Source organism: Cryobacterium luteum (genome assembly GCF_900110125.1).
In the GTDB taxonomy this organism is placed as follows: Bacteria; Actinomycetota; Actinomycetes; order Actinomycetales; family Microbacteriaceae; genus Cryobacterium; species Cryobacterium luteum.
The window spans coordinates 1-1,995 of the sequence record NZ_FOCN01000060.1 but is presented as its reverse complement, the minus strand read 5'-3'; the positions used below and the strand labels follow the sequence as shown (position 1 = coordinate 1,995).

Genomic DNA, 1,995 nt, shown 5'->3' with positions numbered 1-1,995 from the left:
TCGTCGCGGACCACTAACCGTGGGGCCGCAGAACAGCATCGCTAAGAGACGGGGTCGCGTCCCTGTCCCGTAGGGGGTTCCTCATGCGGGCGGCGCGCTGGCATTCTGCGGCGAAAGAACATCGCTACTTTTCAGCGAGAGTCACATCCGTGCGTGGAGAAATCTCTTGTCTCCTTGCCGCTCTTCGGTAAGGTGAATCAACCTTAGACTGCCCGTTGGGCTTGGCTTGGGTTTGCGGTTGGAAGTTCGACTCTTCTTTGGGTCATCGCTACCGGCGCCATCACTATCGGTTGTATCTCACTCTTCACACACACCATGACAGGACGCAAGAGCCTGAAATCCGTGAAGCACGTCAGGGCAGCAGAGAAAGAGGCTCCTATGAGAAAAGCAGTTAGCGGCATCGCTCTCTACATTTCAAACGTCAGTAGCGGAGTCCTAGGCACGGTTCTCTTTGAGATGGCCACCCAAACCAAACCTTGCGGTCAGATAGCTAGCTGTCCTGTAAGTGGAACCCTGCTCAAATTCAGATCCAGCCCGTAGCGGTTTCGAGAAGTGGACACTCCCGTTCTGCCGCCTAGGTGCCGTTGCATCCGTGGCCATGTGCTGCCCATCTCGCCCACTCCACGAAGGCATTGAAACGAACGAGGGTTGACACCGTTTCTGGCACCCGAATAAAACTTATGTGCCGAGAAATGTCACAAACAGCACCTGAGAACGCACTTCCCTAGTAACGGCGAAATGAACGGGGTTGGGTGTATGAACCGAAGAGCAGGCTACGCATACGCGGAGCAGGAACTGCTGGCGAAGGTGCAGGGCGGTGACGTTGCCGCGTTCGAAGATCTCACGAGGCTCCATATTCGCTCTGTACTGAGATACGCGTCCGCGGTAACACGGGTCCGCTCTGATGTGGAGGACGTCGCACAGGAGGTTCTTCTGACTGCGTGGAGGCGTCGCGCCGGATTCTCACCGGAACGTTCGATGCTTCCGTGGCTGCTCGTAACCACTCGGAATATCGCTCTCGCGGCGAACCGTCGTCACGCTCGGGACGCAGCGGAATCCCTTGACGCAGTTCCTCTGCTCCAGGCATGGACGCAAGGCCAAGCACAAAGAGATGCCGCGGACGAACTGGCTGAAGTACGCGGCCTCATCGCCGGCCTGAGTGAGATCGATCAGAAGCTGGTCGAGCTGTGCTTCGTGCAGGGTAGGACATTCGATGATGCATCTTCAGATCTGGGGCTATCTCCTCCCGCCGCCCGCAAACGCATTCAACGGATCCGCGAGCGCCTCGTCGCACACCGCTCGACCGCACCAGGTCTTCAGACTGAGAACTAGGAAGTAGGAAGTAGGAATATCATGCCCATTCACACTTGGACGGAAACTGACCTGTCTGCTGCCGCCGATCGCGTGCACAGCAGTGTCTCGACTCGAATCAGGCGCGCCAAGCGCACGAAGCATCTAGCGCTGGCTAGCGGCGTCGTCGTTCTCGGACTCGCGGGCGTCGCTGCCGCATCAACCCTTCTTCCTCCGCAGGCGCGAGGCGAGATTGGCGCTGGCTCCGAGTACGTGATGGCCGTAAGCGAATGCCTCCAAAATGGATCGTGGACTGTATGGGTAGCCCCGGCTAGTACGCCTTGGGCGGATGGCCCCGCAGATACTGTTCATTTCTCAGTCTCTGGCTACGAACAGGTGTCCTTTATGGACAACGTTGAACTCTGCCGAGACCAGGTCGCCAGCACGGCAGGCGTAGCGCTGAGCGAGGTAATCGGCCTGCCCTAGCCAAATCGGATGAGCGAGACGAAACGCGGGGAGCACGAGCATCGCCGAGCAAGGCATTGCCCGACCGTTCCGTTTAGGGTTCGGCTTACGGGCGGTTGGTGCTCGGCATCGCCTCGACTGTTTCGGTCCAACTTCACGGTCCTCGGCGGAGGGTGAGCCTGACGCGATACAGGTGTTTCGCACGGTGATGACGGCGCAGAGAATGACGGCGATACCGCC

At 58.7% G+C, this 1,995-nt stretch carries 1 protein-coding gene; it reads left to right on the top strand.

Going from position 1 to position 1,995, the window contains the following annotated elements; all coding sequences use genetic code 11:
- Nucleotides 1–756 precede the first annotated feature (756 nt).
- Nucleotides 757–1,332 carry an RNA polymerase sigma factor gene (locus BMW72_RS18190; protein WP_166787830.1) on the top strand — a complete coding sequence of 192 codons (576 nt, stop codon included), beginning with the start codon at nucleotides 757–759 and terminating at the stop codon, nucleotides 1,330–1,332.
- The last annotated feature ends 663 nt before the right edge of the window (nucleotides 1,333–1,995 follow it).